General features: G+C 72.4%; 14 protein-coding genes. 6 read left to right on the forward strand and 8 right to left on the reverse strand.

The annotated features are described in order from the left end of the window. Positions 1 to 117 precede the first annotated feature (117 nt). The gene (locus tag AB5970_RS17595; protein ID WP_370505257.1) at positions 118 to 1,545 is read right to left on the reverse strand and encodes a gamma-aminobutyraldehyde dehydrogenase; all 1,428 of its coding nucleotides are present in this window, start codon (positions 1,543 to 1,545) and stop codon (positions 118 to 120) included. 195 nt (positions 1,546 to 1,740) lie between these two features. Between AB5970_RS17595 and AB5970_RS17600 the strand changes: the two genes are divergently transcribed. From AB5970_RS17600 to AB5970_RS17610, 3 genes are read left to right on the forward strand one after another with little or no spacing between them, the layout of a single operon-like run. Beyond that, entirely contained in the window at positions 1,741 to 2,217 is a 477-nt protein-coding gene (locus AB5970_RS17600) for an Lrp/AsnC family transcriptional regulator (protein ID WP_370505240.1), read from the forward strand. After that, the gene (locus AB5970_RS17605) at positions 2,214 to 3,590 is read left to right on the forward strand and encodes an aspartate aminotransferase family protein (protein ID WP_370505241.1); all 1,377 of its coding nucleotides are present in this window, start codon (positions 2,214 to 2,216) and stop codon (positions 3,588 to 3,590) included. The genes AB5970_RS17600 and AB5970_RS17605 overlap by 4 nt, the downstream gene beginning before the upstream one ends. Next, entirely contained in the window at positions 3,587 to 4,951 is a 1,365-nt protein-coding gene (locus tag AB5970_RS17610; RefSeq protein ID WP_370505242.1) for an NAD(P)/FAD-dependent oxidoreductase, read from the forward strand. Before AB5970_RS17605 ends, AB5970_RS17610 begins: the two co-directional genes overlap by 4 nt. Here the strand turns inward: AB5970_RS17610 and dxr are convergent. Continuing rightward, positions 4,948 to 6,117 carry a 1-deoxy-D-xylulose-5-phosphate reductoisomerase gene (dxr, locus tag AB5970_RS17615; RefSeq protein ID WP_370505243.1) on the reverse strand — a complete coding sequence of 390 codons (1,170 nt, stop codon included), beginning with the start codon at positions 6,115 to 6,117 and terminating at the stop codon, positions 4,948 to 4,950. The two genes, AB5970_RS17610 and dxr, sit on opposite strands and share 4 nt — an antisense overlap. Positions 6,118 to 6,148: 31 nt before the next feature. On the opposite strand from dxr, the gene AB5970_RS17620 reads away from it, so the two are divergent. From AB5970_RS17620 to AB5970_RS17630, 3 genes are all read left to right on the forward strand, one after another. After that, on the forward strand, positions 6,149 to 6,826 hold the full coding sequence (locus tag AB5970_RS17620) for a PadR family transcriptional regulator (protein WP_370505244.1): 678 nt from the start codon (positions 6,149 to 6,151) through the stop codon (positions 6,824 to 6,826). 65 nt (positions 6,827 to 6,891) lie between these two features. Then, entirely contained in the window at positions 6,892 to 7,878 is a 987-nt protein-coding gene (locus tag AB5970_RS17625; protein WP_370505245.1) for an ATP-binding cassette domain-containing protein, read from the forward strand. Continuing rightward, complete coding sequence (locus AB5970_RS17630; RefSeq protein WP_370505246.1) at positions 7,875 to 8,687, forward strand: ABC transporter permease; 813 nt, start codon at positions 7,875 to 7,877, stop codon at positions 8,685 to 8,687. Before AB5970_RS17625 ends, AB5970_RS17630 begins: the two co-directional genes overlap by 4 nt. Before the next feature lie 35 nt (positions 8,688 to 8,722). Here the strand turns inward: AB5970_RS17630 and AB5970_RS17635 are convergent, their stop codons facing one another. The 6 genes from AB5970_RS17635 to tsf all read right to left on the reverse strand — a co-directional run bounded on the left by AB5970_RS17635 (position 8,723) and on the right by tsf (position 13,567). Next, positions 8,723 to 9,277, reverse strand: a complete 555-nt coding sequence (locus AB5970_RS17635) for a DivIVA domain-containing protein (RefSeq protein ID WP_370505247.1) — start codon at positions 9,275 to 9,277, stop codon at positions 8,723 to 8,725. Continuing rightward, positions 9,274 to 10,401 (reverse strand): 23S rRNA (adenine(2503)-C(2))-methyltransferase RlmN, encoded by a 1,128-nt coding sequence (gene rlmN / locus AB5970_RS17640; protein WP_370505248.1) that lies wholly within the window; start codon positions 10,399 to 10,401, stop codon positions 9,274 to 9,276. Before rlmN ends, AB5970_RS17635 begins: the two co-directional genes overlap by 4 nt. Positions 10,402 to 10,443: 42 nt before the next feature. Then, positions 10,444 to 11,286, reverse strand: coding sequence for a phosphatidate cytidylyltransferase (locus AB5970_RS17645; RefSeq protein WP_370505249.1), 843 nt, complete (start codon positions 11,284 to 11,286; stop codon positions 10,444 to 10,446). Next, positions 11,286 to 11,843 (reverse strand): ribosome recycling factor, encoded by a 558-nt coding sequence (frr, locus tag AB5970_RS17650; RefSeq protein ID WP_370505250.1) that lies wholly within the window; start codon positions 11,841 to 11,843, stop codon positions 11,286 to 11,288. The genes AB5970_RS17645 and frr overlap by 1 nt, the downstream gene beginning before the upstream one ends. A 49-nt stretch (positions 11,844 to 11,892) precedes the next feature. After that, positions 11,893 to 12,636 (reverse strand): UMP kinase, encoded by a 744-nt coding sequence (gene pyrH, locus AB5970_RS17655; RefSeq protein ID WP_370505251.1) that lies wholly within the window; start codon positions 12,634 to 12,636, stop codon positions 11,893 to 11,895. Positions 12,637 to 12,721: 85 nt separating this feature from the next. Next, complete coding sequence (gene tsf, locus AB5970_RS17660) at positions 12,722 to 13,567, reverse strand: translation elongation factor Ts (RefSeq protein WP_370505252.1); 846 nt, start codon at positions 13,565 to 13,567, stop codon at positions 12,722 to 12,724. Positions 13,568 to 13,635 lie beyond the last annotated feature (68 nt).

The raw sequence follows: 13,635 nt of genomic DNA on the forward strand, positions 1-13,635 counted from the left end.
GCGGGTCGCTGGATCTTCGCAAACAGACAGCCGTCCAGCAAGGAATCCGTCGCGCAAGCACCCGTCCGCAACGAAAATGTTGCACGGATGGAACATGCGGGGCCTGTATCCGTCGACTTAAGCGTCGAATGCCGACATCACGTGCTTGATCCGCGTGTAGTCCTCGAAGCCGTACATGGACAGGTCCTTGCCGTACCCGGAGTGCTTGAAGCCGCCGTGCGGCATCTCGGCGACGAACGGGATGTGGGTGTTGATCCAGACCACGCCGAAGTCGAGCGCCCGCGACACGCGCAGCGCCCGGCCGTGGTTCTGCGTCCACACCGAGCTCGACAGCCCGTAGCGCACGCCGTTGGCCAGCGTGATCGCCTCGTCCTCGTCGGTGAACGTCTGCACGGTGATGACCGGCCCGAAGATCTCGTCCTGCACCGCCTCGTCGTCCTGGCGCAGGCCGTCGACCACGGTCGCCTCGACGAAGTAGCCGGCGTCGCCCACGCGGTGGCCGCCCGCGACGATGGACGCGTGGTCGGGCAGGCGGTCGAGGAAGCCGGTCACCCGGTCCAGCTGGACGGCGTTGTTCACCGGCCCGAAGGCCACGTCCGGGTCGTCGGGCTTGCCGGTGCGCTGGCCCTTGGCCGCCTCGGCGAGCGCCGCGACGAAGTCGGCGTGGACCGAGGCGTGCACCAGCACCCGCGTGGCGGCCGTGCAGTCCTGACCGGCGTTGTAGTAGCCGGCGCCGGCGATGCCCTCCGCGGCCGCGGCGAGGTCCGCGTCGGCGAAGACGATCACGGGCGCCTTGCCGCCGAGCTCGAGGTGCACGCGCTTGACGTTGGCCGCGGCGGCCTCGGCGACCTGCGAGCCGGCGCGCACCGAGCCGGTGATGGCGACCATGTCCGGGCGCTGGTGGGAGACGAGCGCCCGACCCGTGTCGCGGTCGCCGCAGATGACGTTGAGCACGCCCGGGGGCAGCACCTCGGCCGCGACCTGCCCCAGCAGGAGCGTCGAGGCCGGCGTCGTGTCGGACGGCTTGAGCACGATCGTGTTCCCGGCCGCGAGCGCCGGCGCGATCTTCCAGATCGCCATCATGAGCGGGTAGTTCCACGGCGTGACCTGGCCGACCACGCCGACCGGCTCGCGTCGCACCCAGGACGTGTGCCCCGCCATGTACTCCCCCGCGCTGAGCCCGTCGAGCACGCGCGCGGCCCCGGCGAAGAACCGCAGCTGGTCGACGCACGGCGGCACCTCGTCCGTGGCGGTCAGGTGCAGCGGCTTGCCCGTGTTGCGGGACTCGACGGCCACGAACTCCTCGGCGCGCGCCTCGACGGCGTCGGCCAGCCGGAGCAGGGCCAGCTGGCGCTCGGCCGGCGTCGTGCGGCCCCACGTCGTGAACGCCGCCGAGGCCGCGCCGTAGGCGGCGTCGACGTCCGCGGCGCCGGACAGGGGTGCCCGGGCGTACTCCAGACCGGTCGACGGGTCGATGACCGCGGTCGTGCGGCCGTCCGCAGCGGCGCGCTGCTCGCCGCCGATCACGTTCCGCAGCTCGAGCATCTGGTCGGTGGCCTGGCTCACGGGGATCTCCTCACAGTCGGTGGGCGGCACGCTACGCCGGTCGGGCCGCTTGCGGGAGGCCAGGAGGCGGCATTCGGCTGATCGGAGGGTGCTCAACGCCGAAATCAGAAGTTCACACGGCCTGTCACGACGGATTCCTTGCATTGCGACGCGTTGCCGACCACCATCGGGCGGGTGGGCACACGCAGACCAGCACCGGGGCACCCGGCACTCGACGACGTCTCCAAGGCCATCGTCGAACAGCTCCAGGAGGACGGGCGGCGCCCGTACGCGGCCATCGGGAAGGCGATCGGGCTCTCCGAGGCCGCCGTCCGCCAGCGCGTGCAGCGCCTGACCGACTCGGGCGTGATGCAGATCGTCGCGGTCACCGACCCCCTGCAGGTCGGGTTCACGCGGCAGGCGATGATCGGCCTGAAGTGCGAGGGCGACCTGTCCCTGGTGGCGGACGCCCTGGCTGCGCTGCCCGAGGTCGACTACGTCGTGGTCACCGCCGGCGGCTTCGACCTGCTGTGCGAGGTGGTGTGCGAGGACGACGACCACCTGCTCGAGGTCCTCAACCAGAAGATCCGCACGCTGCCCGGCGTGCGGACCACCGAGACGTTCGTCTACCTGCGGCTGCGCAAGCAGCTCTACAACTGGGGGACCAGATGAGCACCACACCCCGTGGCACCGACCGTTCCGAGGCCGCCCAGGCGCACCTCTGGGGCCACTTCACGCGGCAGAGCGCCTGGGACCACGGCGTCCCGACGATCGTGCGCGGCGAGGGGCACCACATCTGGGACGACCAGGGCCGCAAGTACATCGACGGCCTCTCGGGCCTGTTCGTCGTGCAGGCCGGGCACGGCCGGACCGAGCTGGCCGAGGCGGCCCGTGCCCAGGCGGAGCAGCTCGCGTTCTTCCCGCTCTGGTCGTACGCGCACCCGCAGGCCATCGACCTCGCGGAGCGCCTGGCCGCCTACGCCCCCGGCGACCTGAACCACGTCTTCTTCACCACGGGCGGCGGCGAGGCCGTCGAGACCGCCTGGAAGCTGGCGAAGAACTACTTCAAGCTCACCGGCAAGCCCAACAAGTACAAGGTGATCTCGCGCTCGATCGCGTACCACGGCACCACGCACGGCGCGCTGTCGATCACCGGGCTGCCCACGCTCAAGGTCCCGTTCGAGCCGCTGGTGCCGGGCGCCCACAAGGTGCCCAACACCAACGAGTACCGCGCGCCCGAGCACCTGCGCGACGACCCCAAGGCGTTCGGCCGGTGGGCCGCGGACCGCATCGGCGAGGCCATCGAGATGGAGGGTCCCGACTCCGTCGCGGCCGTGTTCCTCGAGCCCGTGCAGAACGCGGGCGGCTGCTTCCCGCCGCCCCCCGGCTACTTCGAGCGCGTGCGCGAGATCTGCGACCAGTACGACGTGCTCCTGGTCTCCGACGAGGTCATCTGCGCGTTCGGCCGCATCGGGTCGATGTTCGCGTGCGACGACTTCGGCTACGTGCCGGACATGATCACCTGCGCCAAGGGCATGACGTCCGGGTACTCCCCCATCGGCGCGCTCATCGCCTCGGACCGGATCTACGAGCCGTTCCGGACCGGCTCCGCGTCCTTCGCGCACGGCTACACGTTCGGCGGCCACCCCGTGTCCGCCGCGGTGGCCAACGCCAACCTCGACCTGTTCGAGCGCGAGGGCCTCAACGCTCACGTCAAGGAGTCCGCGCCCGCCTTCCGGCGCACGCTCGAGGGCCTGCTCGACCTCCCGATCGTCGGCGACGTGCGCGGCGAGGGCTTCTTCTACGGGATCGAGCTGGTCAAGGACAAGGCCACGCGCGAGACGTTCGACGACGACGAGAGCGAGCGCCTGCTGCGCGGCTTCCTGTCCGGAGCGCTCTACGACGCCGGGCTGTACTGCCGCGCCGACGACCGCGGCGACCCCGTCATCCAGCTCGCGCCGCCGCTCACGTGCGGGCAGGCCGAGTTCGACGAGATCGCGGGCATCCTGCGCGGCGTGCTGACCGAGGCGTGGGCGCGCCTGTGACCCCTGCCCGGCCCGCGTCCCTCTGGTTCGACCAGCTGCCGGACCGCGTCCCGCTCGACCCGCTCGACGGGGACGCGCAGGCGGACGTGGTCGTCGTCGGCGCCGGGCTGACCGGCCTGTGGACCGCGTACTACCTGCTCGAGGCCGACCCGTCGCTCGACGTGCTGGTGGTCGAGGCCGAGGTCGCGGGGTTCGGCGCGAGCGGCCGCAACGGCGGCTGGTGCTCGGCTCTGCTGCCCGTGTCGGGCGACCAGCTGGCCCGCACGCACGGGCACGACGCCGCCGCGGCGATGCGCGCCGCGATGCGCGACACCGTGGTCGAGGTGGGCGGCGTGGCGGCCGCCGAGCAGATCGACTGCGGCTTCGCGTTCGGGGGCACGGTGACGCTCGCGCGCAACGCCCCGCAGCTCGAGCGCGTCGCGCTGGACGTGGCGACGGACGCGCGCTGGGGCGACGAGTCCCACCTGCTCGACGCGCCCGGGGTCGCGGAGCACGTCCGCGCCGCGGGTGTCGTGGGTGGGTCGTACACGCCCGACTGCGCCCGCATCCAGCCGGCCCGGCTGGTCCGCGGGCTGCTCGACGTGGTGCTCGCCCGCGGCGCCCGCGTGGTCGAGGGCACCCGGGCGCTGCGCCTGTCGCCCCGCGCGGTGGTGACCGACCACGGGATCGTGCGCGCGCGGTGGGTGGTCCGCGCCACCGAGGCCTGGAGCGCGCACCTGCCCGGCTCGCGCCGCGACGTGGCCCCCGTGTACTCGCACATGATCGCCACCGAGCCGTTGCCGCCCGAGGTCTGGGCCGAGATCGGGCTGGCCCGCGCGCAGACGTTCACCGACGCGCGGCACCTGATCGTCTACGGCCAGCGGACCACCGACGACCGGCTGGCGTTCGGGGGCCGCGGAGCGCCGTACCACCTGGGCTCGTCGATCCTGCCCGCGTACGACCGGGTGGGGTCGACCGCGGCGCACCTGGAGCGCGAGCTGGTCGACCTCTTCCCCGTGCTGGAGCGCGCCGAGATCACCCACCACTGGGGCGGCCCGCTGGGCGTGCACCGCGACTGGCAGCCGTCCGTGGGGCTCGACCCCGAGACGGGGATCGGCTGGGCGGGCGGGTACGTGGGCGACGGCGTGGCGCTGACCAACCTGGCAGGCCGCACGCTGGCGGACCTGGTCACGGGCGCGGACAGCCCTCTCGTGCGGCTGCCGTGGGTGGACCACGTGTCCCCCGCGTGGGAGCCCGAGCCCCTGCGCTGGGCCGGCATCACGGCCACCCGGCGCGCGAGCGTGTGGGCGGACCGCACAGAGAACCGGACCGGCCGGTCGAGCCGGGTGAGCGGTCTGCTGAGCCACGTCCTGGGTCACTAGACCCGGGCGAGCACCTCCTGCGCGCGGGCGCGGGCCCAGACCTCGGCGGCCAGCACGGCGTCGTGCGTCAGCGCGTCCGGAGCGGTGCCCTCGTGCTCACCGAGCACGCGCTCCACGGTGCTCACGATGTCGAGGAAGCCGATCCGGCCCGTCAGGAACGCCTCGACGCACTCCTCGTTGGCCGCGTTGTAGACCGCGGGGTGCGTCGCCGACGCGGCGACCGCCTCGCGCGCCAGCCGGACCGCCCCGAAGACCTCCTCGTCCAGCGGCTCGAACGTCCACGCCGTCGCCCGCGTCCAGTCGCACGACGGCGCGACGTCGGGCACCCGCTCGGGCCACGACAGGCCGAGCGCGATGGGCAGCCGCATGTCGGGCGGCGACGCCTGCGCGAGGGTCGACCCGTCGACGAACTCGACCATCGAGTGCACGACGGACTGCGGGTGCACGACGACCGCGATGTCCTCGACCGGGACGTCGAACAGCAGGTGCGCCTCGATCAGCTCGAGGCCCTTGTTCATCAGAGTCGAGGAGTTGATGGTCACCACCGGGCCCATCGACCAGGTCGGGTGCGCGAGCGCCTGCTGCGGGGTCACGGCCTTGACGTCGTCGTGGGTCCACCCGCGGAACGGGCCGCCGGACGCCGTGAGGACCAGCCGACGGACCTCGGCGTGCGTGCCGCCGCGGAGCGCCTGCGCGATGGCCGAGTGCTCGGAGTCCACAGGCACGATCTGATCGGGCCGCTGCCGCGCCGCGTGCACGAGCCGCCCACCGACGACCAGCGACTCCTTGTTGGCCAGCGCCAGCGTGCTGCCCGCCCCGAGCGCCGCGAGCGTCGGACCCAGGCCCACCGAGCCCGTCACGCCGTTGAGCACCACGTCGGCGCCGCGCGCCGCCAGCTCGGTCGAGGCGCGGGGGCCGACGAGCACCTCGACGCCGCCGCCGAGCGCCTCGCGCAGCGGGCCCTCCGCCCGAGGATCCGCGACGGCCACCGTCGAGACCCCCAGGTCGCGGGCCTGCCGGACCAGCAGGTCGAGGTCCCTGCCGCCCGCGCTCAGGCCCGTGACGGTGAACCGGTCGGGGTTGCGGGTGATGACGTCGACGGCCTGGGTGCCGATCGAGCCGGTGGACCCGAGGAGGACGACGCTGCGCTGTGTCACGCTCCCCATCTTCGTGCATCGCCCGTGGCAGGATCGCCGCATGCCCGCTCCGACGACCCCCCAGGGCTCCTCGACCCGCCTGCTCGTGCTCGGCTGCGTGCGGATCTTCCAACCGGTGCACGGCTACTTCCTGCGGCGCGAGCTGGTCAGCTGGGAGGTCGACCGCTGGGCCCACGTGCACCCGGGATCGATCTACAACGCGCTGAAGTCCCTGGCCCGGGCCGGCCTGCTCGAGGAGGTCGGCGTGGTGGCGGACGGCCCCCGCCCGCCCCGGACGACGTACCGGCTCACCGCGGCCGGCGAGGACGAGTTCCTCTCCCTGGTGCGCACCGGCCTGCTGACCACCGACGACCCGACGCTCTTCCTCACCGCCGTCAACATGGCGTTCGCCCTCCCCCGGGACGAGGTGGTCCGGGCCGTCGAGACCCGGGTCCGCCTGCTCGAGGACCTCGTGGCCGAGCTGGCCACGCAGATCGAGGAGATCCTCGAGGCCAAGGACACGCCCGACACGGCCAGCGAGGTGCCGCGGCTGATCACGGCCCGGACCCGCGGAGAGCTCGAGTGGGCGCACGGTTACCTCGACCGGGTCCGCGCCGGTGCGTACGCGTTCCAGGGAGAGCCGCCGCTGTGGACGCCGACCCCCGAGCAGGTCGAGATCGCCCGTGTCGCGGGCGTCGGACCGGGGGTGGTCGTCGCGATGGAATCGGCAGACACGTAATAGTCAAGGTTGACGAGTAATAGATCATCTTGAATACTGGGGTCTCCACCCGAAGGAGACCCCGCATGATCCATGCCCGCGGCCTGGCCCGCACCTACAAGACCCGTCGTGGGGACGTCGACGCCGTGCGCGGCGTGGACCTCGACGTCGACGCCGGCGAGATCGTCGGCTTCCTCGGCCCCAACGGCGCCGGCAAGACGACCACCCTGCGCATGCTCACCACGCTGCTGCGCCCGACGCGCGGCGAGGCGACCGTCGCCGGCGCCGACCTGCGCCGCGACCCCGGCACCGTCCGCCGCCGCATCGGCTACGTCGCGCAGTCCGGCTCCACGTCGGGCGAGGCCCGCGCCGGCGAGGAGGTCATCGACCACGCGCTGCTCTACGGCGTCGAGCGCACGGCGGCGGCCGCCCGCGGCCGGGAGCTGTTCGACCAGCTCGAGCTCGACGGACTCTGGGACCGCAAGTGCTCGTCGCTCTCGGGCGGCCAGCGCCGCCGGCTCGACATCGCCATGGGGCTGATCCACACCCCGCGGCTCGTGTTCCTCGACGAGCCGACCACGGGCCTGGACCCGCAGGCCCGCGCGAACCTCTGGACCCACGTGCGCGGCCTGCGCGACGAGCGCGGCAGCACGGTGTTCCTCACCACCCACTACCTCGACGAGGCCGACGCCCTGTGCGACCGCATCCTCGTCATCGACCACGGCACGATCGTGGCCCAGGGCTCCCCCGAGGAGCTCAAGCAGAGCGTGAGCGGCGACGCGGTCCTGCTCAGCGCGTCGCAGCCCGCCGACGTCGCCCGCATCGCCGCCGTCGCCGCCCAGCTGCCCGGCGCGGACACGCCGACCGTCGACGGCTCGCTCGTCGAGGTCCGGGTGCCGCAGGGCCGCACCCTGCTCACCGGCCTGCTGCGCTCGCTCGACGCGGAGGGCCTGGAGCTCGACGGCGTCGAGCTGCGCCGACCGACGCTCGACGACGTCTTCCTCACCCTGACCGGCCGCTCCCTGCGGGACGGCGAGAGCCCCCAGGCCTCCACGGACGGAGCTGCAGCATGACCGCCACCGCCACGACCCCCACGTTCACCGACGAGCAGAGCGGCCGGACCACGTTCGTCCGCGACACCCTCACGGTCTTCCGGCGCGCCATGCGGATCTCGCTGCGCAACCCGGTGTGGTCCGTCATGGGCCTGCTGCAGCCGGTGCTCTACCTGTCCCTGTTCGGTCCCCTGCTCGAGCCTCTCGCCCCGTCGCTCGGCGCGACGAACGCGTACCAGCTGTTCGTGCCCGGCCTGCTCGTGCAGCTCGGCATGTTCGGCGCGCTCTTCGTCGGTTTCGGGCTCATCGGCGAGTGGCGGGACGGCGTCATCGAAGCCGAGCGCGTCAGCCCGGCACCCCGCTCGGCGCTCGTGCTCGGCCGCGTGCTGCGCGACGTCATCGTCGTCGCGGTCCAGGGCGTGGTGCTCGTGTCCGTGGCGTTCCTGTTCGGGCTCGAGGCGCCGTTCTGGGGCATCGTGCTCGGCATCGTCACCGCGGCGCTGCTCGCGGCCGCGTTCGCGTCGGCCTCCTACGCCGTGGCCCTCACGCTCAAGAGCGAGGACGCCCTGGCCCCGTTGATGAACGGCGTCGCCCTGCCGCTGCTGCTGCTGTCAGGGATCCTGCTGCCGATCACCGCCGCCTCGGCACCCGCGTGGCTCAACACGCTGTCGAACCTCAACCCGATCAAGCACGTGGTCTCGGGCATCCGCGCCCAGTTCGACGGCGACATCGGCAGCCCCACCGCGCTGTGGGGCTCGGCGCTCACGCTCGTGCTCGCCGGCGTCGGCCTCTGGTTCGGCGCGCGGACGTTCAAGCGCGAGGACGGCTGACCCTGGGCCGGGCCCCCTCGGGGGCGCGGCCTGCCTCACTCGACGCCGAGCAGCACCTCGACCGCGCGCGCGAGGAACGCGTCGACCGGCCCCTCGGCGTAGGCGTTGCGGCCCTTGCGGCGGCGGAACGTCGCGGAGCGCACCTCGGCGGCCGACAGCGGCGTGCCCTTGTCGAAGTACGCGACCAGCCGCTGGCACAGCTCGTCGACGTCGGCGGGCTCGTAGCCCTGGTGCCGCCCGTCCGGGGCGGCGAACCGGTCGCCGTCCGGCCGGCCCAGCCGACCGTAGAGCGTCCGCGCCTGCTCGCTCAGGCGGTTCATCCACGCCTGCTGGCCCTGCGTCGCGATGTACTCCGCGCGCGACCGGGCCACGAACGCGGCCTCGAGCCGGTCCAGGGCCGCGTCGACCGCCGCGGTGACGTACCCGCCGCGCACCATGTCGAACGCCACGCCGCGCACGTCCTTGCTGGCCAGACCGCCGGCGGGGCCCTGCTCGTAGACGGCCCGGGCGTGGGCGAAGAAGTCGTCGACCTCGTCCGGGTCGTACCCCTGCTTCAGGCCCGAGACGGTCCGGAACATCCCGTCGCTCACTCGTCCTCCTCCGCTGCGAGCTGGCCGCAGGCACCGTCGATCTCACTGCCACGGGTGTCCCGGATCGTGGTCGGGATCCCGTGCGCACGCAAGCGTGCCACGAACTCCCGCTCGACCCGGGGATCGCTCGCCGTCCACTTCGAGCCCGGCGTCGGGTTCAGCGGGATCGGGTTGCAGTGCACCCAGCCGCGCCCGCGGGCGTTGAGCTTCTCGCCCAGCAGGTCGGCCCGCCACGCGTGGTCGTTGATGTCCCGGATCAGCGCGTACTCGATGGAGACGCGCCGGCCGGTCACCTCGAAGTAGCGGTGCGCGGAGTCGATCGCCTCGTCGACGCTCCACCGCGTGTTCACCGGCACGAGCTCGCTGCGGAGCTCGTCGTCGGGCGCGTGCAGCGAGAGCGCCAGCGTGACGGGGATGCCCTCCTTGGCCAGCTTGTCCATGGCCGGCACGAGGCCGACCGTCGACACGGTGACGTTGCGGGCCGACATGCCCAGGCCGTCCGGCGCAGGGGCCACCAGCCGGCGGACCGTCTCCATGACCGACTTGTAGTTGGCCAGCGGCTCGCCCATGCCCATGAAGACGACGTTGGACAGCCGCGTCGGGCCGCCCGGCACCTCGCCGTCGGCCAGCGACCGGGCGGCCGCGCGCACCTGCTCGACGATCTCCGCGGTCGACAGGTTGCGCGTCAGACCGAGCTGGCCGGTGGCGCAGAACGAGCACGCGAGCCCGCAGCCCGCCTGGCTGGAGACGCACAGCGTGGTGCGGTTGGCGTACCGCATGAGCACCGACTCGACCTTGGCGCCGTCGAACAGGTGCCAGAGCGTCTTGACCGTGGTGCCCTGGTCGGCGGTCTGCGTCCGGTGGGCCGTGAGCAGCTGCGGGAAGAGCCCGTCGACCAGCTTGTCGCGCGTCGCCTTGGGCAGGTCGGTCATCAGCGCGGGGTCGTTGGTGAGGTGCGTGAAGTAGTGCGTCGCCAGCTGCTTGGCGCGGAACGGCTTCTCGCCCAGGTCGGTCACCGCCTCGACGCGCTGCTCGGGCGTGAGGTCGACGAAGTGCCGGGGCGGCTTGCCCCGCGGTCCCCGGCTGGGCGAGGACAGGTCGAGGCGGACGGGTGTACCGGTCATGCCGGGTACCCCCTCTCGGATAGGGCTGCGGGTGAGACGAGGTCAGGCGGGCTGGAGGACCGTGAGCACGACGTACACGGCCGGGGCGGTGAGCAGGAGCGAGTCGAGGCGGTCGAGGAGGCCGCCGTGGCCCGGCACCAGCCGCCCCATGTCCTTGAGCTCCAGGTCGCGCTTGAGCAGGGACTCGGCCAGGTCGCCCAGCGTGGCGGTGACGACCGTCGCGAGGCCGAGGAACACCCCGACCAGCGGCTCCCCGCCGAAGGCCACCTGCACGCCCACCACGCCGACCACGCACGCCAGCACGATCGAGCCGGCCAGCCCCTCCCAGGTCTTCTTCGGGCTGACGGACGGCGCGAGCGGGTGGCGGCCGAGGAGCACGCCGACCGTGTACCCGCCCACGTCGCTGCCGACGCACAGGAGGATGAAGAGCATCACGCGCGAGGCCCCGTCGGGCTCCGCGAGCAGCAGCATGACGAACCCGCCGAGGAACGGCAGGTAGGCCGCGGCGAACGCGCCCGCGGTGGCGTCGCGCAGGGCCGGTTGTCCGCTCCCGTCGAGCACGCGCCAGACGACGACGCCGCCGACCGTCAGCATGAACGCGACGAACAGCGCCTCCGGGCCGGCCGTGTACGCGGAGACGAGGATGCCGATCGCGCCGACCAGGAGCGGGAGCAGCGGCAGGTGGATGGCGCGCCGGGTGAACGCCTGCGCCAGCTCCCAGAGGCCCGCGCACACGCACAGCACCGCGACGACCGCGAACGCCTCCTTGCGGATGAACAGCGACGCGACCACCGCCACGAGCATGGCGACGCCGACGACGATCGCGACCGGCAGGTCACGACCGGGGCGGGGGGTCCGGGTGGCGGCGATGGCTGTCTGACTCATCAGACCTCGAGGAGCTCGTTCTCCTTGGAAGAGAGCAGGTGGTCGATCAGGTCCACGTGCTTCTTCGTGAGGGACTCGAGCTCCTTCTCCGCGCGGCCGACCTCGTCCTCGCCGGCCTCGCCGTCCTTGACGATGCGGTCCAGCTCCTCCTTGGCACGACGACGCACGTTGCGCACCGAGATGCGCGCGTCCTCCGCCTTGGTGCGGGCGAGCTTGACGAAGTCCTTGCGACGCTCCTGCGTGAGGGTGGGCAGCACGATGCGGATGACGTTGCCGTCGTTCGTCGGGTTCACGCCCAGGTCGGAGTCGCGCAGGGCCTTCTCGATGGCCGTGGTCGACGACTTGTCGAACGGCGAGACGAGGATGGTGCGCGCCTCGGTGACGTTGAAGGACGCCAGCTGCTGCAGCGGCGTCGGGCTGCCGTAGTAGTCGACGAACACCTTGGAGAACATCGCGGCGTTGGCCCGACCGGTCCGGATCGTCGAGAAGTCCTCCTTGGCGACCTCGACGGCCTTGTCCATCTTCTCTTCAGCCTCGAAGAGGGTCTCGTCGATCACCGGAGCTCCTTCGTCATGTCGTGTGGTCCAGGGCCGAGCACAGCGCCGATCAGCTGGCGGTGATCAGCGTGCCGATCTTCTCACCCTGCAGCGCGCGCGTGACGTTGCCGGCCTCCTCGAGACCGAACACGCGCATGCGCACGTCGTTGTCGCGGCACAGGCTCAGGGCCGAGCCGTCCATGACGCCGAGGTCGTTGACCAGGGCGTCGGTGTAGGTCAGGTGGTCCAGCTTCACGGCGTCGGGGTCGGTGCGCGGGTCGGCCGAGTACACGCCGTCCACGCCGTTCTTCCCCATGAGCACCTCGTGGCAGTGGGTCTCGAGGGCGCGCTGCACGCTCACGGTGTCCGTCGAGAAGTACGGCATGCCGGCGCCCGCGCCGAAGATCACGACGCGGCCCTTCTCGAGGTGCCGGATGGCCCGCAGCGGGATGTACGGCTCCGCCACCTGGCCCATCGCGATCGCGGTCTGCACGCGCGTGCTCACGCCGGCCTGCTCGAGGAAGTCCTGGAGCGCCAGGCAGTTCATCACCGTGCCGAGCATGCCCATGTAGTCGGCGCGGGCCCGGTCGAGGCCCCGCTGCGACAGCTCGGCGCCGCGGAAGAAGTTGCCGCCACCGACCACGATCGCCACCTGCACCCCGGCCCGGACGGCGACCGCGATCTCGGCCGCCACGCGCTGCACGACGTCGGCCGCGAGGCCCACGTCACCGCCGCCGAACGTCTCGCCCGAGAGCTTGAGCAGCACGCGCCGCTCCGGCACAGCCCCGCGTGTCGACTCGACGTCCTGGGTCACTGCGCCTCCACGAGAGTTGGGTCGTTCTGGCTGCGACAGTGGCCCCGACCCCGCAGGGCCGGGGCCACCGTCGATTCCTTGAGGGTCAGGCTCCCACGCGGTAACGGACGAAGCCCGTCAGCGTGCCGCCGGCCTCGGCGAGGACCTGCGCGACCGTCTTCTTGTTGTCCTTGGCGAACGCCTGCTCGAGCAGGACGTTCTCCTTGAAGAAGCCGTTCAGGCGGCCCTCGATGATCTTCGGCAGCGCAGCCTCGGGCTTGCCCTCGTTGCGGGCCGTCTCCTCGGCGATGTGGCGCTCGTTGGCGACGACCTCGGCCGAGACGTCCTCGCGCGTCAGGTACGTGGGCGAGAACGCCGCGATGTGCGTCGCGATGTCGCGGGCCACGCCGGCGCCGGCCGCGTCGGTGGCGACGAGCACGCCGACCTGCGGGGGCAGGTCCTTGCTGACCTTGTGCAGGTAGACCTCGACGTGCTCGCCGGCCACGCGGGCCAGGCGACGCACGACCACGCGCTCACCCAGGGTGGCGGCGGTCTCGTCGACGATCGTCTGCACGCTGGAGCCGTCGACGTCCGTGGCGAGAAGCGCGTCCGCGTCGCGGGCCGGGGAGTCCACGGCGGCCGAGAGCACGCGGGCGGCGAGCGCCACGAAGTTCGGGCTCTTGGCGACGAAGTCGGTCTCCGAGTTGATCTCGACCAGCACGCCGGTCTGACCCTCGCCGTCGGCCGTCGGGCCCACGTGAGCGACGACCAGGCCGTCCGAGGCCGCGCGGCCCTCACGCTTGCCGACGCCCTTGAGGCCCTTGACCCGGATGATCTCGAGCGCCTTCTCGGAGTCGCCCTCGGCCTCCTCGAGCGCCTTCTTGACGTCCATCATTCCGGCACCGGTCTTCTCGCGCAGCGCCTTGATGTCTGCGAGCGAGTAGTTCGCCATCAGTCGTGTCCGTTCCTCTTGAGTCGTGACGTTCGTGCGGGACCCGTCCGGGTCCCGTGACGTGCTGC

Source organism: Cellulomonas sp. ICMP 17802, from assembly GCF_041295535.1.
Classification (GTDB): domain Bacteria; phylum Actinomycetota; class Actinomycetes; order Actinomycetales; family Cellulomonadaceae; genus Cellulomonas.